This is a genomic window from Leptospira biflexa serovar Patoc strain 'Patoc 1 (Paris)' (assembly GCF_000017685.1).
Classification (GTDB): domain Bacteria; phylum Spirochaetota; class Leptospiria; order Leptospirales; family Leptospiraceae; genus Leptospira_A; species Leptospira_A biflexa.
Genome location: NC_010602.1, coordinates 2,336,411 through 2,360,271, shown reverse-complemented (window position 1 = coordinate 2,360,271; position 23,861 = coordinate 2,336,411). Strand labels below are relative to the sequence as shown.

The following is a 23,861-nucleotide window of genomic DNA, read 5'->3' as shown; positions in this document are numbered from 1 at the left end:
TCTCTCTCAGTTCCATTGCCCATTTTGTTATCTTTTGATCCAACCTTACCCTTGTTTCGGGTCCGGGAATTCAAATCTTCAAACTGGTTAAATTTGATTTCACCTTAGTTTGGTGATAATTTTGAAACTACCTCATCACAGCGTTTGCAGAGTTTTCCTTCTGTTTCGGAAACATGGCGCCAACAACGAGGGCATTCGAAATGTTTTGGTTTTCGAATTTGGATGGAACCAGATTCTCCCTTCCATTCAGAGAACACTTCTTGGATTCCATTTGTTTCAAAATGAACATGGGAGACAACGAAGAATAACGCCAGTTCTTCGGAAGAAAAGGGGAGTGAATCTTTTTTGCCATCGATCACAACTTCTGCTTCTAATGATTTCCCGAGTTTTCCAAGTTTTCTTGCTTCTTCCAATGCTTTTTGAACATCTTCCTTCGTTTCAAAAACAGGTTTCATTTTGGATTCTAAACTTTCATCCAACCACTCTGTCAGGTCAGAAAAGTCAGAATAAAAAACCGAATCTTTTTTCCCAAAACTTGTCCATACTTCTTCAGTCGTAAAAGAAAGGATGGGTGCTAAAAGTTTAGAAAGGACTTCTAATATCACAGCTAGTGTATATTCTGATGACCTTCTTGTTTTGGATTCTTTGGCATCACAATACATTCGATCCCGGATGATTTCGAAGTAGTCTTGTGACAAATCTACCGTACAAAATCCAAGAATCTTATGATACACTTGGTGGAACTGGTAGGTGTCGTATAACTTCTTTACCTCGTCATTCAGTTTTGCCAGTTTGTGTAGGTAGTATTTGTCAATGGTATCCAGTTCTTCTTTTTTTAAATTCCAAGTGAGGGTTTCTGCACTTGTATTCCCAAGTAAATACCGAAAAGTATTACGAATTTTACGATAAGCTTCCGAAACCGTTTTGATCGAATCTTTTCCGATTTTCACATCATCACGAAAATCTTGTGTGCTCACCCAAAGGCGTAGGATATCAGCTCCGTATTGATTGATGATATCGGTTGTCGGATTGATCACATTGCCGAGGGATTTGGACATGGCATGGCCTTTCTCATCTAACACATAACCGTGTGTGAGCACCGACTTGTAGGGTGGTGTTTTTCGGATTGCCATGGAGGGCCATAAGGATGATTGGAACCAACCTCTATGTTGGTCAGATCCCTCTAGGTAAAGATCAGCAGGCTCTTTCCCTATTGAATCACCAAACACCGCAAAGCTGGAAACTCCAGAATCAAACCATACATCCAATATATCTTTGTCTTGTTTTAGATCTTCCGATCCACAGTTTGAACACTTCGTATCCGCAGGTAATAAATCCTTTGCCTCTTTTTCATACCATACTTCAATTCCTTCCTTTTTCACAATTTGGATGAAGTGTTGGATGGTTTTGTCGTCTAAATGAGTCAATCCACACGACTTACAAGTAAAGGAAGGGATGGGAACTCCCCAATTCCTTTGGCGCGACAAACACCAGTCAGGTCTTGACTCCACCATCGATCGAATCCTTGTGATCCCCCAATCTGGGATCCATTGGACTTTGTCGATGGCTTTTAAAGACTCATCCCTAAGTCCATTATGATCAATGGAAAAAAACCATTGTGGTGTGGCTCGAAAAATCAAAGGTTTTTTACTCCTCCAACTATGTGGGTAGGAGTGGGTGAATTCCGAAAAATGAACGAGTGCATTTTTTTCACGTAGTAATTCTACAATTTTTGGATTAGCATCCCAGATTTTAATTCCTTTCATCATTTCAAATTCGTCCGTATAACGGCCGTAATCATCAACAGGTGATAAGGTAGGTAGGCCTGCCGCAGTTCCCACGCGGTAGTCATCTGTTCCATGCCCTGGTGCTGTGTGCACACAACCCGTTCCTGCATCAAGTGTGACATGGTTTCCAAAAAGAGGAATGGACTCACGATCGAGGAATGGATGGAGGAATACCATTTGTTTTAGGTCGGCATTGGAAAGGGATTTTATTTTTGTAAGAGTGATCCCTGTTTTTTGTTCTACTGCTTCTTTTAATCCATCGGCAAGTATGAGCCTACCATGTGCATCCGATTGAAAGAGTGAATAAGGTAGTTCTTCATTGAAACAGATCGCAAGGTTTGCAGGCAGAGTCCATGGAGTTGTTGTCCAGATAAGGCAATGGGTATCGGTTTCCCCTTTGACAGCAAACTTGACATAGATGGAAGGCGAAACATGGTTTTGGTATTCAATCTCTGCTTCTGCATGTGCTGTGGCTAAATCAATGCACCAATACACCGGTTTTTTTCCTTTGTAGATATAACCCTTTGCAAAAAGAGAACCAAAGACTTCGACAATCCTTGCTTCAAATTCAGGAGCCATGGTAAGATATTTATTGTTTTCATCCCAAAAACAAAGGAATCTGTTTAAGTCTTCACCTTGTTTGCCAACAAATTCTGCAGCGTATTCTCGGCATTTTTTTCGTAATTCACTTGGCCCTGTGTTTCTTGCTTCTTTCCCAAGATTCTTTAACACTTGTACTTCGATCGGAAGTCCATGGCAATCCCAACCTGGGATCATATCTGTTTGGTAACCAGAAAGTGTTTTTGATTTTATGATGATGTCTTTTAAAATTTTATTGAGGGAGTGACCCACATGGAAGTTTCCATTTGCATAGGGTGGCCCATCATGCAAAACGAAACTTGGTTTGGATTTACGAATTTCCTTCATGTTTAGGAAGACCTTTTGGTCTTTCCAAACTTTGATTTGGCCTGGCTCACGTTTTGCCAGGTCGGCTTTCATGGGAAAACTGGTCTCCGGAAGGAGGACTGTTTTAGAATAAGGATTTTCCGTTTCTGGTTTGGCCATAGTAAGACCAATGTTTGTACTCTAGGCCAAAGAGAAAACGGAAAAAAATTCTTCGAAACTCTTATAGTTTCACTCGGACCTTGGGCAATTCGTCTCGGAGTCTCACCACATCTGCTTTTTCCAAAAGCGTTTTTTGAAAGATGAGTTGTTTGAGAAACGATAATTTTGCTAGGTTTTTGGGAAGGGTTTTGTATTCGCGCATCAAACTGAGATCAAGGATTTCAAGTTTTGGAAGGTTTGCGATCACCTCTACGTCGGCCTCTGTTAGTTGCACTTTGGTTTCGTCAAGAGCCAGTGTTTTTAATTGTTTTAAACGGGCGAGGGAAGGTGGAATTTCTTTTAAGTCAGTGCGACCAAGGAGTAATACTTCCAGGTTTTCCAAATTTCCAATTTCTTCGGGTAAGGACTTCAAAGGATTTCCAAATAGATTTAAGATTTTTAATTGTTTTAAATTTCCAATCTCTCGTGGAAGTGACTCGAGGGAATCGTATTGTAGAGTGAGTTCTTCGACTTTGTTTAAGTTTCCGATGGAAGTTGGTAACTTTCCGATTTCTTTATTGGAAAGATTGAGAACCCTTTCGGTTTTGTGTTCCTCAAACCAAATTTCTGCATTTACCACTTCCTTATTACATCCAATTGTGAATGAAAGGAATAAAAACAAACCATAAACGGGAATACCAAATGACTTCATACAGCCAGAATTTTCACTTTAAATATTTGTTATAGCCAAATTCTAATTCTCGGATGATAAACTGGATGTAGTCCATCTGGTCCCTGTCCGATTTATACAAACTTGCTTCCTTACGGTAGTATTCGGCAAGTTGTGTTCGGAATAAAATGGTTCGAAAATCTGATTTGGAGAGAATGAGTTCCTTAGATCGATTCTTTAATTGGATGGCTTCTGGGATTTTCATCACAACAGAAATTTGTAAAATGGCATGTTCAATTTCAGCAACAATTTTATTTGAGTCTTTATTTTTATCTGCTGGTGATAATTGGAATTTGATGTCTTCCACACAATCTTCGATATGATTGCGCAATCGTTTGTAATCATAAACTTTTTCAGCAATACTATTGAATTTTTTAGGATAAATGAAACTTTCAGCCACCTTCGCGATGTTCAGTGATCTGTTTTCTTTGGGAGTTTCTTGTTTTTGTTTTTCAAAGTTTTGTTTAGGTTTTCCATCCTTTCGATACAAATAACCAAGAATGAGCCCCATAAAAAAACTAACTAGGAATCCACTTACTATAAACTCAAGGGAACCAATGAGAAGTGAGACAACTGTGACAACGGATGCGATGGTTAAGAAACTGAACACACCGATTGGGATATGGAATTTTTCCTGTAAGGATGAAAACGACACTCTAGGTTCTTTCGGAATAACAGAGAAGTTGTCTACGTTCTCATCTATGATTTTAGATGTGTTAGGTTCCTCTTTGTCAATGGATACATCCGATCGATTCATTAAAATGTTTCTGATTTGGTCGAGGATCGGAAGTTCGTTTCGATATTCATGATTCGATTTTGCGAGTTTGAATGTGTTTTCTTCTACTTTTGAAAGATATTTTTGGTCGAGTGCAAAGAATACGTGGAAGTTTTCCTCTTTCATTTCCAAACATCCATATGTATCAGAAAGGGTTTTCACAATTCTTTCCATTACTCTTTTTTTCTCGGGTTCTGAGTTTAAGTTAAGAGGCTTTAATTCCGCGTTTAAATTCAGTTTGGTGAGAGTGAGAGTGTTTTTCGTATTATCTTCAATCTTCGTGCTTAAGTTTTGAATCAAAGAAAATAATTCATCTTCTGCGTCTTCTTTCTTTTGTTCGGAGAGGAAACGGGACAGTTTGTTTAAGATGATGAGACTCTCTTGGATCCCATTTTTGACGCGAATGGATTCTTCACTTGTGAACTGATCAAAGGGGAATTCACCAAGTAAAGCAGTCAATTCTTGTAAAAGTGAAGGGTTTAGATTTAGTAGATCATTAGATTTTATCGGAAGTTTTGATTCTAACTCAGTTAATTTCTCTAAGAAACCTACATATTTATTTTGATTTGCATATCGTTTGAGATATGGAAAAGCATAAGACCTAAGTCCATCGAGTTGCACAACAAAATGTTTGGCGTATTCGGGATGGTGGGAACCATTTGGCAAAACAAAATGGTAACCTGGAACAATCTCGACTAGTCTTGCAGTTTCTTTGCCACGAGTGACCACATCGACAATAAAGTCCTTAACTGGTAGCGGACCAAATGGCTCCATACTCGAACGAAGGATGGATTCTAATTCGGATTCAAAACTAAGTTTGGTTGGGAAAAAATAAACCACTCCTTTGGCGTCAGTACGAAGTAAGAGTGAACCTGGATTTTCTTCCTCTAAATTTAAATCTCGAGTGGATCGATTCTTGAGTAACAGATCCACCAAATCAATGCTATACTTAAAGCACGAACGGCGAAACGGTACCACATCTGTTTTTTCTTTGGATTGCGGAGAGATCATACTCAAACGAAAAATCAGTTTTTGGTCCACAAGTAAGATAAAGGGATAAAAATAGACTACAGGATCTTTGTTGTATTCTGTAAGACCTGCTAACTCCCTTAATGCTTCTTTAATGGCAAGATTGGTTTTATGTGCTTCTGTCAATTGCACTTGTTTGGATAAAAGTTCTGGAATGGAATCCAATGTGAGAAAAAGAGTGGGGGTGATTTCTGCACTCCCATGCATCTCAAGTCGTCTGTGGCGCACTCTTAATTCTTCTAATATGGCCTGAGAGGTGAGGGAATAACTCGCAATGTTTTTGGGTAATGAGATAAAATATGATGGTTCGGAAACACTGCCTGTGAGTGGGCTTTCTGTTTCTCCAAAATCTGAGAATGGTTCCAAAATGTACCTGCTAAGTCACAAGTTTACAGGAGATTTTCCCAAGAGCAAGAGAGAAAGTAGATGGATTGACTGGAAAAGAATAGAATTTCTAGTCCACGTTTGCCCTAAAAACCATAGTTACCTTCCGATCCGTAGATTGTCTGGGAAAAAATCCTATGTGTTTAGGGACATACACGGATGTAGAATATAATTAAATGGGTTAGATTGAAAACAAGTTTCCATTCTAAATTTATTGACTGGTATTTTTACACATTCCTACGTCTCATAGTATATGGATTTAAGATTGGCAGCGGTTCTATTAGAACGCCAAAAAAAAGTTGATACATTTTTTGTTTGCGCAATTTTTGCTCACATTCCTCTGGTTTTATTGCTCTCTCTCGGTTACGGTGCAACCCTTGTTGTCACTGTTTCCGCTGTGATCATATCATCGCTCTCGTTTTTGTTTTATCGTTTCTTCCGTGGAAGTTTTTTCTTACGAGCATGGAATGGAGCGGCGTTAATGCTCTTCAGTGCCTTACTCATCCAAGCACAATTTGGTCGCATTGAGATGCATTTTCATGTTTTCAGTGCACTTGCCATTTTGTTTGTATATGAGGATTGGCGAGTTTTATTGGTGGCTGCCTTAACCATCGCCATACATCACTTAGTTGGTAATTACCTGCAAGAATTTGGTGTCGTGTTTTTTGAGACAAAAATAATTGTGTATAGTTATGGAACAGGGCTTGATATAGTATTTACTCATGCATTATTCGTTGTGATGGAAACAGGGATTCTAATTTTCTTCTCCTACAGGTCCGTCCTTGATCTCAGACTCCAAATTGAAACCCAAACCAATTTAGAAACCGTGATGGCTGGAGTTACCGCTGCCATCGACGAAGTTTCCCAAGGGACTAAGGCCTATTTAGAAAATTCGAATCAAATTGCAGTCGCTGTCAAAGAATTTGAGTCCTCCTTTCAAAACCAATCATCATCCATCGAAGCCATCTCCGCTGCGACAGAAGAAACCACTGCTTCCAGCCAATTGATTTTGGAAGGTAGCAATCGACAAATCAAAGAAGTTAAAACAGTGGAAGAGTTAAACAGAAACTTATTCAACTTGAACGAAGGGTTTGTGAAATCATTAGAGGTGATGCGAAGTAAAATCCAAGAATCAGCAGAAAGTGTCAAAAAAACGGAATCGGAATTTTCGACACTTTACCAATCCATGGAAGTCGCAGTCGATGATTCCGAAAAGATGGAAGAAATATTGGATTTGATTTCAGACATTGCCGAAAAGGTAAACTTACTCTCGTTAAATGCTTCCATAGAAGCAGCACGGGCTGGGGATGCCGGCCGTGGATTCGCAGTGGTTGCATCTGAGATTTCAAAACTAGCCGATTCTACTGCAGAAGCGACAAAGAACATTTCAACAATTTCAGGTAAAATTAAGTCGGCCATTCAAATTAGCTTCAAACAGTCCAACCAAATCAACCAAACTGTCCAAGGGTTTGTGAAATCCATTTTATCCTCCGAAGTAGGGATGGGTGAGTTAACGGAAAAAATATCAGGGACCCTATCTGCTTTCGAAAAACAAGAAGATGCTCTCACAACTTTGGATCAAATCGCTCAAGAGATGCAACTTTCGAGCAAAGAACAATCTACGAGTATGGTAGAAATTTCAAATTCCATAATGGATTTAAATTTAAAAACACAAACCAATTTAAATACGAGCTCGGGAATGATTTCGTTTATCGACAAAGGGAATGTGATTTTTGAAAATTTAAAAGAGTCAGTGGAAACTCTTTCTGCCATGATTGATCATGAAAATCCTTAATCTAGGATGGAAACAGACCTTCCTTTGGTTTTTTGTTTTTTTACTTTTGATTGGTCTTAGTGTATTTTTACATTCGGTATCAGGTAAATATCGTAACATTCCCTGCGAAGTTTGCCAGAAACGTTTTTTGTCTGTTCCAAAATCCCATTGGATTGTGATTTATCCAGGGTTAGTTGGTTGTGGGAAAAAATGCCCTATGGCTCTAGAATCTCTTCGCCAGTTTCGAATGCGTTTCCCTGATACTAGTTTTACGTTTTATTTTTTAGTGACCGACCCAAAGGAAACAGAAGAAGCAATTAAAAGTTATTTAGCCTATTACGAGACTAGCTTGTCCATACAAGCACTTCGTCCTGAAACCAATGAAGAAATTCAAATGTATCGGAGGTTAGGTGCCTATTTGCCTGAACATCCTATTTTAAAACAAAGAGATGAACATGGGACTCAATTTTTTCTCATCCCACCACATCGCACAGAAATATTTGCACTCCCGAAACTCGAAGACAAAGATTGGAAACAAATCCAAAAAGCAATCAGCTCCAATGCAAAAATGATCCTTTAGTGGATCATATGATATACTTCTTTCATCTCTTCTCTAAGTAATTTCATTTTGTTCTGAACATCTGGATGCGAGATATCTTCTGGATTGAGTAAATAGTTTTCAGGACCTAGTTCTTTTATCATCATCTTTGTCTGCCAAGTATTATCTTGTGGCATGTTGATGTCGGACAAAAATGTATAATTCCTTTTGATTTCTGGTTTGATGAAATCGAGGATAGAATTGAAGTGATGGTCGTTATAAATTTTCCTTCCATCGGCAAGTCGAGTGTAACCTCGCACTACATAATCAATATAGACCACATCACATTCGAAGGCTTCAAACAAATAATTTATGGAATCAAGTGGAATGATTTCTCCACAGGTTGAAATGTCAATGTCCACGCGGAAAGAACAAATCCCGTCAGGATCGGCCGCATCGGGATAGGTGTGTACAGTGATGTGTGATTTGTCTAGGTGCATGCTGACCTGCGTCGATGGGATGGGATTTCCACCACCTTTCACATCGCTCATAAGAACCATAGCAGAAGCACCTACCGGATCGTAATCCTGAGCGGAAACTGATAGTATATTGGCATCAATTCTTTTTACGATCTCTTTTGAAATCTCTGTAATTTTACTCGCATTGTACTTGTCGTGGATATAACTAACATACCTACCTTTTTGTTCGTCATCGAGAGTGATGCAAAAATCGTAGAGGTTAAAACTCAAAACTTTTGTCAGATTATTGAAACCGGAAAGTTTGATTTTTTCTTTATCCATTGCTACCTGCTTGTATAAAGAACAGAAATTCGGTGATTAGGTAAGAAGCAACTGAAATAACAAAGGGGTGATAGAAAAGTCATGGAAAACAAGATGGAATGGTGGAAACAAACTTCAATTTACCAGATTTACCCTTGGTCATTTCAGGATTCGAACGGGGATGGGATCGGTGATTTAGCGGGAATCCTTGGGCGTTTGGACGAGATTCAAGAATTAGGAGTTGAAACCATTTGGTTTTCTCCTTTTTACCGAAGTCCAGGTGAGGACTTTGGTTATGATATTTCGGATTACACAACCATAGATCCAAGGTTTGGCACGATGGCGGACACTGAACGGCTCATCAAAGAAATCCACAAACGAAAGATGAAAGTGGTCCTCGATATGGTGATGAACCACACTTCAGACAAACACCCTTGGTTTTTGGAATCTAAGTCCTCTACTTCAAATCCGAAACGTGATTTTTACATTTGGAGAAAGGGTACAAAAAAACCACCCAATAATTGGATCTCCATGGTAGGCAAATCAGGATGGAATTACGATCCACAGACAGAAGAATACTATTACAGCAATTTTTTATCCTTCCAACCAGACCTAAATTATCGAAATCCTAAAGTCAAACAAACTATGTTGAAAGTTCTAGACTTTTGGTTACAAAAAGGCGTGGATGGATTTCGTCTTGATATCTTCAATTCAATTTATAAAGATGAAAGTTTTCGCGACAATCCATTTAGTTTACGTTTTTTCCCAACACCAGATAACCACGATGAGGCTTTTTTTCAAAAAAAGAAATACAACTTAAACTTATCGGAATCTTTTACGTTTGCCAAAGAAGTTCGAAAACACATTTCTAAATACAAACAAAAACCTTTCCTCATCGGTGAAGTGAGTGGATCTGACACTATACTCAAATCATTTTTAGGAGAAAAATTAGATGGTCTCAATTTAGTATTCCAATTTGAACTGATCCATTTTCAATACAAATCAAAGTTCTTTCGAAATCTACTGGAAAAAAATGAAACCATATTTCCGAGTCCTTACACACCTACCTATGTATTAGGAAATCATGACCAGAGGCGTTATATAGATCGGTTAGGTGGAGACCAAAGGAAAGCAAAACTATTAGCCTGTTTTCAGTTTATGGCAAGGGGAGTTCCGATCGTTTATTATGGTGAAGAAATAGGACTGAGAGAAGGAAAAATTTCCAATTTTAAGGGCAAAGATCCAATTGCGAAAATGAATTCATTTGTTCCTTTATTTTTAAGTAATTTACTTGGGATTTATATCAATCGTGACAATTGTCGTCTGCCAATGTTATGGGATGATTCGAAATATGGTGGATTCACAACGGGTGTACCTTGGTTACCGATCGGATCCATCAATCCAAAGAATACAGTATTGGAACAAAAAAAAACATTCAGACTCATTATGGAAACATTACCAAACTCTATTCCAACTACGAAAAAAATGGAAGGTGATCAGAGAGGGAAGTTTGAGAACAATTCCAACAGAGAAAGACGATGTTCTGTGTTTTGAACGTAGTCTGAAAGAAAACACGTTACGTGTGTTTTTAAACTTTGGAACAAAAGAAGTGCGTTTGACCTCCTTAGGAAAAGGAAACGATTTGTATGTATTTGGTGGGGCTATATGGGAAGGAGATGGAGTAACGTTACCTGCCCATTCAGGTGCAATTGTTGAACTCGTTTCTCAAAAATCGTCAAGGAAGTAAGTGACCACTTAAATGTAAGATTTTTAAAATCTTTTGGATCTGCGGTTTTACATTGATCAAAAAAAGCCGCACTCCTTGTTTTTGGAACATTACTTTTTTGTATAAAAATAAACCAAGAACTGCTGAGGAAACTTCTTCTACATTCGAAAAATCAATGTAGATAACGCTCATTCCTTTCTGAAAGAGTTTTGTCATCTCTTCCTCCAATCCTTGCGCTGAATACAAATCCAAACGATTGCTTTCGATCAGGTAACTTTTTTCTGTTGTTAATTCCGTAACCATTTTGATCCTCACATTAAGATCTACGGAATCCAATCGAAATACCTTAGGGTTCATGATAAAAAATAAACCTTAAAATAAAAACATTCTTTACGTTTTTTTTTAAGAGACTCTCAAGTTCCACTAGGGATGGATATGGGATTTTGTTCTTTTGGATCCAAAAAAATATTGGTGAGATTGTTTCCATTGATACCATTTGATTGAAATCAAGTCCCAAAGGAAATAAAAGATCACACCTGAATCAAGTTTGGAATGGCCCCATGTACGAAGTCCAAACGTATAACCAATTTCTGCAATTTTTTCCGTTTTCACCACACCCAAAATTTCAAAAAGGATCTTATAACCACGTGGGTGCAGTTTGTCTTTTGTATCAAAATAAATGGATTTTCGAATTCCAAAAAAACCACTCATGGGATCAGAAATTTTTACTGGAAATAACCACTCAGAAATTTTAGTTGCAAAAAGACTCGCTAACTTTCGTAAGATGGGAAAATTACCATAACCGCCATCTTGGCTCCTACGAGTCGCCACAACAATATCATTATCCTTCAGCAATCGAATGACATCTGGGATTTTTGAATAGTCATGTTGAAAATCAGCATCCACTACGACATAATGTTCACCAGATGCTTTTTCATATCCATACGTAACAGCAGAACTCAAACCTTTTTCGGTCGTCCTGACAAATGGTTTGATTCGATTGTCATATTTTGCTAACACTTTGGCTACTTCGAATGTCCCATCAGGTGAATTATCATCTACGATGATGATTTCAAAGTTTAAACTATTTTTTTCTAGTATATTTGAGATTGTTTCAACGCAGTTTTTGATATTACCTGCTTCGTTGTAGGTGGGGAGTATAATACTTGTTTTATCTTTCATGACTGGTCATTCAACTTTTTAAAAATTAAAAAAGCCCCTTTGTTAAATTTTTAATGCAGATTTCACCCGATTGGCAGGACGTAAGAATGGATTGAGAACACCCATCGAATAATTGGTATTGTTTTGTGCAGAGAATTTCGCAAGCAAACTGGACAAGTTTCGGATCTTGTAATTTTTTTTGATCCTCGCTAAGGCAATTTTGAATTTTCTCGCACATGTATTGGCATTTTGGTGCTTCCGTTTTTGTTACTTTTTGTCCAAATTTTGGAAAGTTGTTTTTGGATAAATCCCAAACCGTCACAGAGAACAAAAGTAAAATGAGGATTCCATACTTCTTCATTTGAGTTCACCTCGTTTCCATAATGAAATTTCAGTTTGGAATTTTGATTTGTCCATCTTGAGAATGGCAGAAATCAATAATTGGGGATTCATTTGTAAGTGTTGTTTCCAATGAAACCAAGTGGCGCGTTTACTGAATTCTTTAGGTATTTCCGTTCCGACAAAATTGATTAAGTATTCGGTATGGGAACAATTCTCAGCGATTGTCAATGGGAGTGCAAATTGTACTTTAGAATTCACTAATTTGTTTTGGACATCCATGGCAGTCCATGGATTTTCTGCCACAACACATATAGAATTTCCTTCGACTTCTTCTGTGAGATCCCGTAAGTCAGGATCAGACATAGGTTTTAACAAAAAGAAGATGATCAGAGGTAAGATCAGAATTTGAGAATAAAAAACAGCTCTCCATTGGTTGTTTTTGCTTTGGAAAAAATAACGAGCACTCGATAAAACTACGATTCCTAATAACGAAAAGATAAATAGATACGGTAATCTTAATATGATCGCAAGAAAAGTGAGGATAAAATAAACGATAACATTTGTAATCTGATTCGTTTTTGTCATCAAAAGAGATTCCCAGCTGAGATTTCTCATTGAGGGTATTAAAAATATGAAACAAATAAATGGAGTGACGTAATAAGGATCTTTTCTGTTTGGGAGGAGGTGTACACTTGTAACCAAAAGGAAAAATACTAAAAAAGTCATCACATAACTTTGGTGTTTTGTTTGTTTTTGTTTTGAAATGCTACTTCCAATGAGTTGTAGGAATGGGATGGTGAATGGAATTGTATATAAGATCCAACCAAACCAAATTCGAACGCCTGATTGGTTTGCAGAATAGAACTTGCCGATATTTTCGGTAATGAAAAAGAAACGAAGCAAATCTTTGCCAGCAGGAATCGTAAAATACAAAAATAAAATCCAAAGGATCGGAATGATAAGGGTCAATCCAAATGAAAAAACTATTAATTTTTCATTTACAATTTCTTTCAGGCGAAGCGATAGTTTTCCCTTCTGGAAACGAACGACCTTCACATAAAAGTAACTGAGCAAAAACAAAATAATATAAACGTGAAGGATCGGACCTTTTAATAAATAACCAATCCCTGTAAGTAAACTACCTAGTATAATATAGTGAGACTGTTTTGTTTTTTTATAAAAATAGAACGAATAAAAATAGTAGAGCAAAAAGAAAACCATGGCTCCTTCCATCATCAGGAGTCCAAAAAATTTCAAGGATAAAAAGGAAAAACCAAAGAGAATGATCGTGAGTAAAGCATCTGTTTTGGATTTCCTGATTTGGAATACCAAACGGTAAAGTAAGAACATAGTAGCAATTCCAAATAAAAGAGATACCAGTCGTTCCGATGTGTAACTCATTCCGAAAATTTTATCTGATGCCATTCCCATCCAAAAAAGAAGGGGAGGTTTATAAGGATTTGGTAACCCAGATAAACTCGGAATTAAGTAACTGCCTGACGATAAACTTTCCCGTATGGAACGAATGTGCATGATTTCATCCCCTTGTGGGAATGGGGCATCCGGGATACCAAGTATGGTTCCAAAAATGAAAGGTAATAAAAGTAGGAATGGATAAAGCATCATTGGCACCAATTACCATAAGCGAAGATACTGACTAGTCAGTCAATATAATAATCTAAAAAATGCCCAAAATGAATCCGGAAGGTTGTCTTTCTGTATGAACGGAAATCTCATCAAAATGGAATCCCTTTCAATTAATTTTTTGAATCTTTCCAAAAGACTGTTTTTAATTGGATTTTTTTTGGATTTTTACCCAAAATGATGTTTCCAAGAACGAAAGTATTTGGTCTAAATAAAGTTAGATGTCCTTTTGGTTCCGCGACAATGAAATCCTGTTAAAACAAGGGATTCGTTTACTTACGGCATTGTCTGATGATTTATACCAATTAAAACCCAAGGATTCTGCTTCCTCCGTTGGGGAACATTTTCGACACATCATCGAACATTACCTTTTGTTTTTGGAAGGTGCAGGTGATGGTTACATTGATTACGACAAAAGAAAACGAGACCAATCTCTTGAAACCAATCGATTGTTAACAATCTCTTCATTACAAAATTTAATTTCTATTTTTGAAAAAAATGAAATCCCTCTCGGTGCCGTCACCATTTCTCAAAATTACAATCCTGAGGAACCAAAACCAATTGTGACATCCTCGGTGGAAAGAGAGCTATTATTTTTAGTTTCTCATACTGTGCATCATTTTGCGATCATTGCCTTCCTCTTAAAGGCCTTTGGATTTACTGTGCCCCAAGGTTTTGGTTATTCGCCTGCAACGTTATACGCAAATCAATTTTTGAAATGAGCTTAAATCGTATGGATTGTCTGGATAGTGGGGAAGGATTTCTTTTCGGTCAGAGAATCTAATGGAAACTGATAATGATTTTTTCGTCAGAAAGTTTTTGGTTAGGCAATGTGAGTTTACCAATCGATTGGGAAATAATCTTTTAAAAATTTTCCAATCCAATGTTTGCCTGTGTTCACCCCATCAAACAATGGATCCACGACTCTAGCGGCACCATCAACAATATCAAGAGGAGGTTGGAAGTCATGGAGATCCTGTTTACGTTTGGCAAGTTCGATTGGATCTTCGTCAGTGACCCAACCTGTATCCACGGCATTCATAAAAATTCCATCTTTTGCAAAATCCTCCGCTGAGGTATGAGTCATCATGTTCAGCGCAGCTTTTGCCATATTGGTATGAGGGTGTCTGTCTTCTTTTTTAAATCTATGGAATTTTCCTTCCATTGCAGATACATTGATGATGTGTTTTTTACCAGTATGATCTTTTCTCATCAGACCGACCAATCGATTGCATAACACAAATGGAGCGACTGCATTCACAAGTTGCACTTCCAACATTTCGGATGTATTGATTTCTCCAAGTTTCAATCGCCAACTATTCGTTTTGCGAAGGTCTACTTGTTGTAGATCGGCATCCAATTTCCCTTCCGGAAACACAACTTCGAGTTCATGGGAATTGTCATGTGAGTAAGGGATTTGTGAAAGTGCGGCCGAAGAACGAATCCCAACTCCTGGTGTTTTATGGTTCCAGCTAACAGCGAGAGCTGTAGCGGCATCTTTCATCTCTGCATCGGAACGATAGGAATCCAATTCGTTTTTACAATGCTGGTAAAAACTGAGTAATTTCTGAACTTCGGCAGGTAAATCGGAGATTGTGGTTTTTTCTGTTTCCAGTAAATGTGCATAAAAACCTGGTGGCCTTCGCACTGTTTGTGCTGCATTATTGATGAGAATGTCTAATCGCTCCAAATGGTTATCTAAAAATTTACAAAAGATTTCAACACTAGGTGTGTGCCGTAAATCCAATCCAAATATTTGCAAACGATCTTTCCATAGCGGATAATCTGATTCTTTTGAGAATCGAATGGCAGAATCAATGGGAAATCTTGTTGTCGCGATGACACGTGCCCCAGCTCGTAAGAGTAACAGAGTTGCTTGGTAGCCAATTTTCAAACGGGAGCCCGTGATGACGGCAACCGTCCCTTTTAAGTCAGCAGTTTGGTATCGTTTGGAATAATTGAGCTCTGCGCAATTTGGACACATCGAATCATAAAAAAAATGAAGTTTGGTGAAAGGAGTTTTGCAGATATAACATGGTTTGGGTTGAGATAATTCGGTTGCATTGTCCCAGGACCAACCGGCAGTATTGGAAATTTGGAGTGGGGCTTTAAAGACGGTCGATTCTCTCGCCCGTCTAATTCCGGTTAGTGCCGTCTTTTGTTTTTCTTGGGTTTTTAAGACCTGTTTTTTTTCAATTCGAACCGTACGGTTTCGTTTCCGAACTTCGTTTCGATCAGGTCTCGAAATTTTGCCACAAAGAATGATGAGCTCAAGACGTTTTTCTTCTGGGATGGTAACGAGATCTTTTGGTGCTTCCAATAAAGATTTTAAATCTCGAATTAAAGAATCCACGTCCATAAAACCAGAATTTTAGGAACATTGGGGTAAGCAACTCTCTTTGGAATCAGGTTTTTTGAATTCTGATTTTACGTTTTCCTGTAAAACGAATATGGCCATCCAAAACACAGGAATCTTCCATTTCTAACTGGAGACTTTTTACTTGCTCTCTCATATTCTGAATTAAAACAACCACTTCTTTGGTATCATTGCAACGGAGGTGACGAAACAATTTCTCTTTGTCGTAATAAAGAGCATGTAGTTGTTGTTCCAATAAATAAACTTGTGAATCTTCTGGATGATTTTGATTGTTTTCAGGTGATGATTCTTCCAAAATGAGTTCACGGATCGGTTTTGTTAAAAATTCTTGAATCTCATTTAAATCTTCTTCGTGAATGAGTGGCTCTAAAGCAATCAGGATATAAGTGATGAGCGAAGCCTTGATGATCAGTTCAGGATTTGCGTCTCCGCGATTAAAATTTTGATATTGAATTTGTGTGTTGAGTTGTTTCCAATAACATTTGAGTTCTACATATTTCGAAAAAAGGAGAACACTTAATTCTTCCTTGTCTTCCACATCATCCAATATATGTAAAAATTGGTTTATGACGGAATCGAACCACAAATGGATGTTTTCTTTGTTGTTTTCGTTTTGGGCGAATCCAACCATCCAATCATCAATGTTTTCGGATACAGTTCTAACAAAAGATTGGCCTGTGAGTTTTTCTTTGATAAATAGTAGTTCCATATGAATTCCTTATTGGTTGAGATTGTTATGGAATCTGTGATTTGGAATGTAAGCGGATTCAATGTTTTCTATCTGAATTAACTTCGTATTCACCTTTCGATAGTTTTCTTTAAAGGAATAAAGATATTCCAACTCTTTACTTAAAGATTCAAATTCCAATATGATCGAATCAATATCTGAAGTACCAAGTTCAGCTTCGAGTTCATCTTTCTCTTGATACAAAGTGACAATCTGAGATTCCAATTGTTCTTCTTGTGCTTTATCCATTATCCTTTAGACGAATTACTTTTTCAAAACAGCAATAATATTAAATTCTACAAGGATACTCCATGGTCGTTTGCTCTGGCCAATTCGGACTGGTTTTAAGATTCGGACGATTTGATTTGTGTCAACATGAGTATAACTTTCTCCTTTTTGGATCGCATCCATTCCATCAGCTGAAAGCCCGTCAACTTTCGTTCCTAATTTTTCAATCTCAGGATGAGATGCAAAATTGCCTTCGAAGGTCACAAGAGAAGTTGTCCCCATTCCAAATAATCTTTTGGGAGATAATTCCTTTTGTAATTGTTCCAGTGAAAAGTCTGCTCCTAAAATTCCTGCAAATTTTGAATGAAGGAATAAATTTGTCATAAGACTTGTCATCTTTACCGTTTTTCCTTCAATTGGATAATCGTAAGGTTCCATCATTACATCTTCTCCAAGGTCACGTGGTAAAATATACCATCCATTTTCTCCTGGAACGTCGTACCCTTGTAATGGTTCAATGGAAATTCTTCCTGTGTGTCGATGGCAGTAAGGCACAAACCTTCCATTGGGGTCATGTCCTTCTTTCCCAGCATATTCGTGGTCTTTTTCATCTATTACATTGGGTTCGCAGCAGATTGCGTAAGCTAACTGTTGTTCATTTTGAATGAGATATTCTTGTAAAATTAAAAGTAGGTGTTCTCGTTTCATACCAATATTGGCATGAACCAAACTTTGGATTAAAAATTTGAGCCCATATAAAGATGTAGCCATGATATAAAATTTTGATTCAAGCTCTTTGGCTATATTATTTGTCCATAATTCTGCATATTCTATGATGGATTGTTTTTCCATTTCCAATACGTCTGCATTGGCTTCTGAATTTTCTAAATTGATCCTGGATAAAATTTCAGATATTTTTTTAGTGGCTTCTGAAGTTTGAAATGATAATTTAGTGACTTCGTTTGCGACAATTTCAAAACCTCTACCATGTTCACCAGCTCTTGCTGCTTCAATTGAGGCATTTAATGCGAGTAAGTTGGTCTGTTTGGCAACTTGTTGGATGGACGAAGCAACAGAACCAATTTCTTTTGATCTTTCACCAAAGGAATCTATTAGTTCTTTGAGCTTTCGCATCCCCGAATTTGAATAATTATCATCCATTCCATCGCCATCCCTAAATCAGATTTTGGTCTATATTGAATATCGGAGTTCAATTGATCCTTATTGATATCCAGCTTGTTGCAATCGAAATAGTTTCTCGTATTTTCCCTTTTTGGAAAGTAATGTTTCGTGATCACCCCATTCAGTTTTTTTGCCTTGTTCTAAAACGAGTATTTTGTCAGCCATTCGAACCGTAGAAAATCGATGTGATATTAATATGACTGTTTTGCCCATTGTGTGTTCTCGGAAATGTTCAAATACCTTCATTTCCGCTTCGGCATCGATTGCTGAGGTGGGTTCATCCAAAATCAAAATATCTGCCTTTGTTCTCATGAAGGCTCTTGATAGTGCAATTTTTTGCCATTGGCCACCTGATAGTTCCCGTCCATCTTTGAACCACTTCCCTAGTCGTGTTTGGTATCCTAAGTCCAAACGAGTCACGAAATCATGTGCCATTCCTAATTTGGCAGCACTGATCCATTGTTGCTCCGATTGGACTTGTTTGACATTTCCCATTCCAATATTATCACCAACTATGAATTGGTATTGGACAAAGTTTTGAAAGATCACACCAAATCGTTCCTTTAAGGTTTCTTCTTCCCAATCAGAAAGATTTACCCCATCTAGATAAATCGAACCAGATGAAGGAGTATACAATCTTGTTAATAATTTGATTAATGTTGTTTTTCCGGATCCATTTTCACCTACAATAGCCAGTTTTTCTCCTGCTTTTAATTCAAAGCTAACATCAGTTAATGAATCCTTGGTTGATCCTGGATATAAAAATGAGACTTGATCAAATATGATTCCAGATTTGTTTTTTATATTTTTATAAGTTCCAATTTTTTTTACAATTGGTAGAGTTAAAAACTCCATAAGATTTTCGATGTACAAATGATCTTCATAAATTCCTCCAAAGGCAGAAAGTGCATTGGCAAATGTTGTCTGTCCTTGCCGAAAGATCACTAAATACATTGTCATTTCACCTAAGGTGATTTTTTTTTGTAACGCAAGGCTCACAATCCATACATAAGATCCATAAAACGCGAATTGGCTGATTAAGCCCAAAAAGAAACTTACAACACTCTTTTTGATGGTTAGTTTTTTGTCTTCGGAATAGATTTTTAGAAAATTGTGTTTGTAACGATTTAAAAATTCTTTTCCCAAGTTGAACAATAATATTTCTTTAGCGTTGTCCTCTCTCGCCATTAAAGTTTCAAGGTATACCTGTTCTCTTGTTTCTTTTGCTTTCCAGCGAAATAGTCGAAAACTATGATTTGAGAATCTCGTTTCCGCAATGAAGGTAGGGATTGCAGCAATGACCAAAATGATTGATGCGACGGGTGATAATTTTACAAGTAATCCAAAAAAACTGATGATTGTGATTGAAGATTGTGCAATGGTAAAAAAACGATTCACCATAGAAAGAGGTTTGGAAGATGCTTCCGACCTTGCTTGTGTCATCTGATCGTACGTCTCTGAATTTTCAAATTGAGAAAGTTCTAAAGTGATAGCTTTGGATAAAATTCGTTCATTCACTTCTTGCCCAAGTTTGATTCGAAGTAATGTTGTGCATAAAAAGTAAAATTTCTGTGAACCAAAAAAAATAATGGTGATGATACCTTCTAAATACACATAAATCGCAGTCTCTGATTTTAGTAACTCGATCCAATTCTCTGAACTAATTTCTGAGATCAAAATAGAATCGATAATGATTTTTCCGATCCAAACTAAAGTGGACGGAAACAATCCGTTTAAAACAGTCAAAATCGAAATGAGTAATGTCAGAATCGGAGAACTTCTGTAAGCTAATTGAAATGCAATTTTAGATGATTGAACGATACGAAAAAAAGTACCAAACATACTGGTTAGATTGTTTTTGTCTGATTCATTCGATAGCTTTTTTTATAAAAATCTGGGGAAAACAATGAAATCCACTTTCCGAATTTTAATACCCTAGTTTCTATGTGAATCGTATATGGCTAAGGAAAGATTGGATAAAGTTCTTGGAAACTATGGGTTTGGAACCCGCTCCGATGTAAAAAAGGAAATTTACCAAGGGAATGTTAAGGTCAACGGGCTTGTAGTAAAAGACCCTGGATATAAAATTACCTTAACGGATATTGTGGTTTATTATGATGAAACTTTGAACCGTAAAGAGTTTTATTATTTCATGATGAATAAAGCACCAGATTGTATCACGGCTACAGAAGATCCGCGAGAAAAGACAGTCATGGATTATCTAAGTGAAAGGCATAGGAATATGAATTTATTTCCGATAGGAAGGTTAGATAAAGAAACGGAAGGATTATTACTTTTTACAACAGATGGAACTTTGGCACATTATTATACTTCGCCAAAACATTTCGTAGAAAAAGAATACTATGCCGAAATTTCTGCACCAGTAACCGCTTTTGATATCAGTCAATTTGAATCTGGAATTACTTTGGATGACGGTTATAAAACCTTACCAGCTCGATTGGCAATCCCTGATCCATCAAATCCTCATATAGCAACCGTTTGGCTAAGAGAAGGAAAATATCGTCAAATACGTAGAATGTTTCAAAGTTTAGGCAAAGAAGTCCAATATTTAAAACGTGTCAAAATGGGGAATTTAGAATTAGATAGGGATTTGGAGGTGGGGAGTTATCGCGAGTTAACAGAGGCTGAAGAAAAAATTCTAAAGACGAAAATTCCAGTCATTCAATAAATCTTTCAATTTTTTCAAAAAAAGCGGAAGGTGCTCTCTTCGGTTTAGAATTTGACAAGGAAACAAACAGCTGTTCGTCTTTCATGCTGGCTAATAATTTCCCTTGATTGTCAATAATATCCTGCCGGAAATAAAATCTGATTTTTTGAAAACTTTCAATCCAACTTAGAAGTTTGATTTGTGAACCTGGTAATGGTTCTTCGTAAATTTGAATTTCACCTCCCATAAAAAAAGTAGTCGAGTCTGTTTCTTTAATTAAATCTAGATCTACAATTTCTTTAAAAAACAAAAATCTTCCTTCTTCAAAAATTTTCCAAATTGAATCTGCAGGTAGTATCCAAAAACAATTCATATCACTATAGGGAATATAATAAGTATGTTCAATTGTATTTTGTTGGATTGGTTTCGGATGGATGGTAAACTGATGTTGTGGTAAATTTTGTATTTCTGGGATTGCGCTAACGAGAAGAGGGGATCCATTTTGGATCAATGTAGAAATGGATTCGATTTCACATGCTTTTTTACCATCGTTACCGATCATGGATTGTTTCCACAATAATGATAAATTTGGAAGTCGATATACTTCCGTCTCTACTTGGATCTCGGAATTTACGAATTGTTGGTTTAAAAATAGAACGTTAGAACTATTTGGTAAAATTATGATTCCATTGTTTAATAGATGTTCTATGGAATATCCAAATTCTTTGAGTAATTCACATCTTGCATCATAACCAAATTTTTCATAAGTTCTACTTGTCACATGTCGATTCCAATCTAAATCGAAATGCCGCGTAGTTAAGGTTTTATGAAAAATTCGGTTCATTCCTCCTTTCTTTCTATCGCATTGAATTGGTAAAGAAAAAATCGGAATGTTTGTTTCATTCACAATAAGAAAGGAATTTCTAAATTGTTCCTATTTCAATAGTGAACCAGTTGCCCTACATTCCGTTAATCAATGTGTAGTTCGGACATACATTCTAACTTCGGCTAGTTTCATAAATGGAAAGTTAGATTCTCGTTGGAGATTAAAATTTCAACTGACTTTAAAATCAGTTTTGCAATTGGGGAATCATTTTTGGGTTCTTTTGATTTACTAGACCTTCGATAAAAAACGGAAGTTGCCACTTTTGCGTTGATAATCCTTGTTTATTCGTTGGTTTGTCCCAAGCTGGGTATACACGGAAACCTCGTTTTCCTTCATATTTTCCAGTGAGAATTCCTTTTTCGCTTAATATCTGTTTGGAGAATGCAAAAAAACCAATTCGATTTTTATCTGAAACTTCGATGAGGTATAAATCAATTGCGTCTTCTGTTTTGAAAGGTTCTATCGGACCTTCGCTACTTCTTTTCCATAATGTAACAAATTGTCCAATTTTTTTCGGTGTCACCTTAGCCTTTCTAAAGATGACAACCTTTTTACTGCACTGAAATCTGCATGCATTGTAATCGGCACTTTCGATTTCTAATTGAAACTCTGTGATACAAATATTCAAAGGATCAAATAAGTAGGTCTGTGCGCTTTGGAGCTGAATAGGGATTTTGTTTTTGATCACAGATGTTAATTTACAAATTTAAATTTAATGAGATACAAATTTTATTCCAACAATTGACAATACTAGAGTTGAAAGGAAAAAAACTCGCCAAAATTCTAATGGTTCTTTGAAGAAGAGGATACCAACGAGAACTGTCCCGACAGCTCCAATTCCTGTCCAAACTGCATAACTGGTTCCAATTGGTAAATTTTGGGTCACTTTAATGAGTAAACCCATACTGATCAGTAGTGAAATCAAAAAACCACTGTACCAAAAATACGTTTCATTTCCTGTTGTTTCTTTTGCTTTGCCTAAACAAAACGCAAATAAAACTTCGAATAGACCTGCAACAACCAGAAGAAACCAATTCATGTTCGCACCCTACCTGATATAATTTCCTAGTCTCATTAGTTGAAGCTCGTTCTCAAAGGTTTGAATATTTGAAATAATATACTATTATTTTTTTGCACTAAAATTCAGATAATTCTAGAAAACAAATATTGACAATGCTCAAAAAAGATTATTAAGCCATTTTAAAAAAGAAGATTGGATTACATTAACATAAGTATTGGACAAAATAATTCGTCGAATTCGTAAAAATCATTACTTAATTGAGAAATAACAATTTCAAAAAGAAAATTCAATTCTCCAACATTGATGCATAACAAGAGTTTGATTCATATGTGTTTTGATTGCAAAAAACGGAAATCGTTTTTGTTTCTTTTTGAAACAAAAAAAACATTGCCAATGCACTAGAGAACTAAGTATAAATTTGATAATGATCGAATTTTATGAATTTAAAACATCTGGAAATTGCTATAAAATCAAGTTGATGTTGTCGCTTTTGGATCTAAAATTTGAAAGCCGATTTATAAATCCAATTGATAAAGAGCATAAGTCTGAACAATTTTTAGAGTTGAATCCATTTGGACAAGTGCCTGTTCTGAAAGATGGTTCAATTATCCTTCGCGATAGCCAAGCAATATTAGTTTATTTAGCAAGAAAATACGGTAAAGAACATTGGTTCCCAATTGAACCGAGTGATATGGCTGAAATTGTATCTTGGTTATCGATTGCTACTAATGAAGTTGCTCGAGGACCTGCCTTATTACGAATGCATTACTTACTTGGCCGAAAAATCGATTTAGAGGAAGCGGTATCAACTACTGATCAAATTCTATCAATATTGGATAACATGCTTTCCAGTAGAGATTGGTTGGTGAATCAGGAGGTTAGTATAGCTGATATTGCTATATATCCATATCTGGCTTTGAGCCACCAAGGAAATATTGATCTAAGTAAATATACGAATATAGTGAATTGGATGAGTCGGGTTGAACACCTTCCTGGGTATGTACAATTTACACAATAAAAGCTTGCGTGTTAACAATACATTCCAATGAATTTGAAACA

Annotated in this window: 23 protein-coding genes; 7 read left to right on the top strand and 16 right to left on the bottom strand. The window is 36.7% G+C overall.

All coding sequences use genetic code 11. The annotated features are described in order from the left end of the window. Positions 1-104: 104 nt before the first annotated feature. The 3 genes from ileS to LEPBI_RS11290 form a co-directional block, all read right to left on the bottom strand. Positions 105-2,852, bottom strand: a complete 2,748-nt coding sequence (gene ileS, locus LEPBI_RS11300; RefSeq protein ID WP_012389250.1) for an isoleucine--tRNA ligase — start codon at positions 2,850-2,852, stop codon at positions 105-107. A gap of 61 nt (positions 2,853-2,913) precedes the next feature. After that, the gene (locus LEPBI_RS11295; RefSeq protein ID WP_012389249.1) at positions 2,914-3,543 is read right to left on the bottom strand and encodes a leucine-rich repeat domain-containing protein; all 630 of its coding nucleotides are present in this window, start codon (positions 3,541-3,543) and stop codon (positions 2,914-2,916) included. Between the two features lie 13 nt (positions 3,544-3,556). Further along, the gene (locus LEPBI_RS11290) at positions 3,557-5,731 is read right to left on the bottom strand and encodes a hypothetical protein (RefSeq protein WP_012389248.1); all 2,175 of its coding nucleotides are present in this window, start codon (positions 5,729-5,731) and stop codon (positions 3,557-3,559) included. Positions 5,732-6,014: 283 nt separating this feature from the next. Here LEPBI_RS11290 and LEPBI_RS11285 point away from each other — a divergent pair, with 283 nt between their 5' ends. Then, on the top strand, positions 6,015-7,544 hold the full coding sequence (locus LEPBI_RS11285; protein ID WP_187148055.1) for a methyl-accepting chemotaxis protein: 1,530 nt from the start codon (positions 6,015-6,017) through the stop codon (positions 7,542-7,544). After that, the gene (locus LEPBI_RS11280; RefSeq protein ID WP_012476330.1) at positions 7,531-8,103 is read left to right on the top strand and encodes a thioredoxin domain-containing protein; all 573 of its coding nucleotides are present in this window, start codon (positions 7,531-7,533) and stop codon (positions 8,101-8,103) included. The genes LEPBI_RS11285 and LEPBI_RS11280 overlap by 14 nt, the downstream gene beginning before the upstream one ends. Here LEPBI_RS11280 and speD read toward each other — a convergent pair. Then, positions 8,100-8,861, bottom strand: a complete 762-nt coding sequence (gene speD / locus LEPBI_RS11275; RefSeq protein ID WP_012389245.1) for an adenosylmethionine decarboxylase — start codon at positions 8,859-8,861, stop codon at positions 8,100-8,102. The two genes, LEPBI_RS11280 and speD, sit on opposite strands and share 4 nt — an antisense overlap. 81 nt (positions 8,862-8,942) lie before the next feature. Between speD and LEPBI_RS11270 the strand changes: the two genes are divergently transcribed. Both LEPBI_RS11270 and LEPBI_RS19250 read left to right on the top strand, forming a co-directional pair. Next, positions 8,943-10,394, top strand: coding sequence for an alpha-glucosidase (locus tag LEPBI_RS11270; protein ID WP_012389244.1), 1,452 nt, complete (start codon positions 8,943-8,945; stop codon positions 10,392-10,394). After that, complete coding sequence (locus LEPBI_RS19250; RefSeq protein WP_264365794.1) at positions 10,351-10,587, top strand: alpha-glucosidase C-terminal domain-containing protein; 237 nt, start codon at positions 10,351-10,353, stop codon at positions 10,585-10,587. The genes LEPBI_RS11270 and LEPBI_RS19250 overlap by 44 nt, the downstream gene beginning before the upstream one ends. Here the strand turns inward: LEPBI_RS19250 and LEPBI_RS11265 are convergent. The 4 genes from LEPBI_RS11265 to LEPBI_RS11250 all read right to left on the bottom strand — a co-directional run bounded on the left by LEPBI_RS11265 (position 10,576) and on the right by LEPBI_RS11250 (position 13,695). Next, complete coding sequence (locus tag LEPBI_RS11265) at positions 10,576-10,923, bottom strand: STAS domain-containing protein (RefSeq protein ID WP_012389242.1); 348 nt, start codon at positions 10,921-10,923, stop codon at positions 10,576-10,578. The two genes, LEPBI_RS19250 and LEPBI_RS11265, sit on opposite strands and share 12 nt — an antisense overlap. A 66-nt stretch (positions 10,924-10,989) precedes the next feature. Beyond that, positions 10,990-11,748, bottom strand: coding sequence for a polyprenol monophosphomannose synthase (locus tag LEPBI_RS11260; RefSeq protein ID WP_012389241.1), 759 nt, complete (start codon positions 11,746-11,748; stop codon positions 10,990-10,992). Between the two features lie 25 nt (positions 11,749-11,773). Next, on the bottom strand, positions 11,774-12,088 hold the full coding sequence (locus LEPBI_RS11255; RefSeq protein ID WP_012389240.1) for a hypothetical protein: 315 nt from the start codon (positions 12,086-12,088) through the stop codon (positions 11,774-11,776). After that, complete coding sequence (locus tag LEPBI_RS11250) at positions 12,085-13,695, bottom strand: ArnT family glycosyltransferase (protein WP_338033411.1); 1,611 nt, start codon at positions 13,693-13,695, stop codon at positions 12,085-12,087. The genes LEPBI_RS11255 and LEPBI_RS11250 overlap by 4 nt, the downstream gene beginning before the upstream one ends. Positions 13,696-13,934: 239 nt before the next feature. On the opposite strand from LEPBI_RS11250, the gene LEPBI_RS11245 reads away from it, so the two are divergent. Beyond that, complete coding sequence (locus tag LEPBI_RS11245; RefSeq protein ID WP_012389238.1) at positions 13,935-14,435, top strand: DinB family protein; 501 nt, start codon at positions 13,935-13,937, stop codon at positions 14,433-14,435. A 116-nt stretch (positions 14,436-14,551) separates the two neighbouring features. Here the strand turns inward: LEPBI_RS11245 and LEPBI_RS11240 are convergent, their stop codons facing one another. Genes LEPBI_RS11240 through LEPBI_RS11220 form a run of 5 tightly spaced genes read right to left on the bottom strand, consistent with a single transcriptional unit; the run spans position 14,552 to position 20,069 of the window. Continuing rightward, a complete protein-coding gene (locus LEPBI_RS11240) occupies positions 14,552-16,072 on the bottom strand; it encodes an SDR family oxidoreductase (RefSeq protein WP_012389237.1) in 1,521 nt (506 codons plus the stop codon). A gap of 46 nt (positions 16,073-16,118) precedes the next feature. After that, positions 16,119-16,799: a hypothetical protein gene (locus LEPBI_RS11235; protein ID WP_012389236.1), complete on the bottom strand. Its 681-nt coding sequence runs from the start codon at positions 16,797-16,799 to the stop codon at positions 16,119-16,121. A 9-nt stretch (positions 16,800-16,808) separates the two neighbouring features. Next, positions 16,809-17,066, bottom strand: a complete 258-nt coding sequence (locus tag LEPBI_RS11230) for a hypothetical protein (RefSeq protein ID WP_012389235.1) — start codon at positions 17,064-17,066, stop codon at positions 16,809-16,811. A gap of 15 nt (positions 17,067-17,081) precedes the next feature. Beyond that, entirely contained in the window at positions 17,082-18,206 is a 1,125-nt protein-coding gene (locus LEPBI_RS11225) for a methyl-accepting chemotaxis protein (RefSeq protein WP_012389234.1), read from the bottom strand. 60 nt (positions 18,207-18,266) lie between these two features. After that, positions 18,267-20,069 (bottom strand): ABC transporter ATP-binding protein, encoded by a 1,803-nt coding sequence (locus LEPBI_RS11220; protein ID WP_012389233.1) that lies wholly within the window; start codon positions 20,067-20,069, stop codon positions 18,267-18,269. Between the two features lie 115 nt (positions 20,070-20,184). Here LEPBI_RS11220 and LEPBI_RS11215 point away from each other — a divergent pair, with 115 nt between their 5' ends. Next, positions 20,185-20,916, top strand: a complete 732-nt coding sequence (locus LEPBI_RS11215; protein WP_012389232.1) for a pseudouridine synthase — start codon at positions 20,185-20,187, stop codon at positions 20,914-20,916. Here LEPBI_RS11215 and LEPBI_RS11210 read toward each other — a convergent pair. The 3 genes from LEPBI_RS11210 to LEPBI_RS11200 form a co-directional block, all read right to left on the bottom strand. Further along, positions 20,906-21,739: an acyl-CoA thioesterase gene (locus tag LEPBI_RS11210; protein WP_012389231.1), complete on the bottom strand. Its 834-nt coding sequence runs from the start codon at positions 21,737-21,739 to the stop codon at positions 20,906-20,908. The two genes, LEPBI_RS11215 and LEPBI_RS11210, sit on opposite strands and share 11 nt — an antisense overlap. Before the next feature lie 226 nt (positions 21,740-21,965). Continuing rightward, complete coding sequence (locus LEPBI_RS11205; protein ID WP_012389230.1) at positions 21,966-22,469, bottom strand: MepB family protein; 504 nt, start codon at positions 22,467-22,469, stop codon at positions 21,966-21,968. Positions 22,470-22,493: 24 nt separating this feature from the next. Then, positions 22,494-22,820, bottom strand: coding sequence for a DMT family transporter (locus LEPBI_RS11200; protein WP_012389229.1), 327 nt, complete (start codon positions 22,818-22,820; stop codon positions 22,494-22,496). A 406-nt stretch (positions 22,821-23,226) separates the two neighbouring features. On the opposite strand from LEPBI_RS11200, the gene LEPBI_RS11195 reads away from it, so the two are divergent. Continuing rightward, positions 23,227-23,820, top strand: a complete 594-nt coding sequence (locus LEPBI_RS11195) for a glutathione S-transferase family protein (protein ID WP_012389228.1) — start codon at positions 23,227-23,229, stop codon at positions 23,818-23,820. Positions 23,821-23,861: the final 41 nt, after the last annotated feature.

Coding starts and splice junctions, on each gene's coding strand:
- ileS (WP_012389250.1), bottom strand. CDS start 2,852: ATGGCCAAACCAGAAACGGAAAATCCTTATTCTAAAACAGTCCTCCTT.
- LEPBI_RS11295 (WP_012389249.1), bottom strand. CDS start 3,543: ATGAAGTCATTTGGTATTCCCGTTTATGGTTTGTTTTTATTCCTTTCA.
- LEPBI_RS11280 (WP_012476330.1), top strand. CDS start 7,531: ATGAAAATCCTTAATCTAGGATGGAAACAGACCTTCCTTTGGTTTTTT.
- speD (WP_012389245.1), bottom strand. CDS start 8,861: ATGGATAAAGAAAAAATCAAACTTTCCGGTTTCAATAATCTGACAAAA.
- LEPBI_RS11270 (WP_012389244.1), top strand. CDS start 8,943: ATGGAAAACAAGATGGAATGGTGGAAACAAACTTCAATTTACCAGATT.
- LEPBI_RS11265 (WP_012389242.1), bottom strand. CDS start 10,923: ATGAACCCTAAGGTATTTCGATTGGATTCCGTAGATCTTAATGTGAGG.
- LEPBI_RS11260 (WP_012389241.1), bottom strand. CDS start 11,748: ATGAAAGATAAAACAAGTATTATACTCCCCACCTACAACGAAGCAGGT.
- LEPBI_RS11255 (WP_012389240.1), bottom strand. CDS start 12,088: ATGAAGAAGTATGGAATCCTCATTTTACTTTTGTTCTCTGTGACGGTT.
- LEPBI_RS11250 (WP_338033411.1), bottom strand. CDS start 13,695: ATGATGCTTTATCCATTCCTACTTTTATTACCTTTCATTTTTGGAACC.
- LEPBI_RS11245 (WP_012389238.1), top strand. CDS start 13,935: ATGTCCTTTTGGTTCCGCGACAATGAAATCCTGTTAAAACAAGGGATT.
- LEPBI_RS11240 (WP_012389237.1), bottom strand. CDS start 16,072: ATGGACGTGGATTCTTTAATTCGAGATTTAAAATCTTTATTGGAAGCA.
- LEPBI_RS11235 (WP_012389236.1), bottom strand. CDS start 16,799: ATGGAACTACTATTTATCAAAGAAAAACTCACAGGCCAATCTTTTGTT.
- LEPBI_RS11230 (WP_012389235.1), bottom strand. CDS start 17,066: ATGGATAAAGCACAAGAAGAACAATTGGAATCTCAGATTGTCACTTTG.
- LEPBI_RS11225 (WP_012389234.1), bottom strand. CDS start 18,206: ATGGATGATAATTATTCAAATTCGGGGATGCGAAAGCTCAAAGAACTA.
- LEPBI_RS11220 (WP_012389233.1), bottom strand. CDS start 20,069: ATGTTTGGTACTTTTTTTCGTATCGTTCAATCATCTAAAATTGCATTT.
- LEPBI_RS11215 (WP_012389232.1), top strand. CDS start 20,185: ATGGCTAAGGAAAGATTGGATAAAGTTCTTGGAAACTATGGGTTTGGA.
- LEPBI_RS11210 (WP_012389231.1), bottom strand. CDS start 21,739: ATGAACCGAATTTTTCATAAAACCTTAACTACGCGGCATTTCGATTTA.
- LEPBI_RS11200 (WP_012389229.1), bottom strand. CDS start 22,820: ATGAATTGGTTTCTTCTGGTTGTTGCAGGTCTATTCGAAGTTTTATTT.
- LEPBI_RS11195 (WP_012389228.1), top strand. CDS start 23,227: ATGATCGAATTTTATGAATTTAAAACATCTGGAAATTGCTATAAAATC.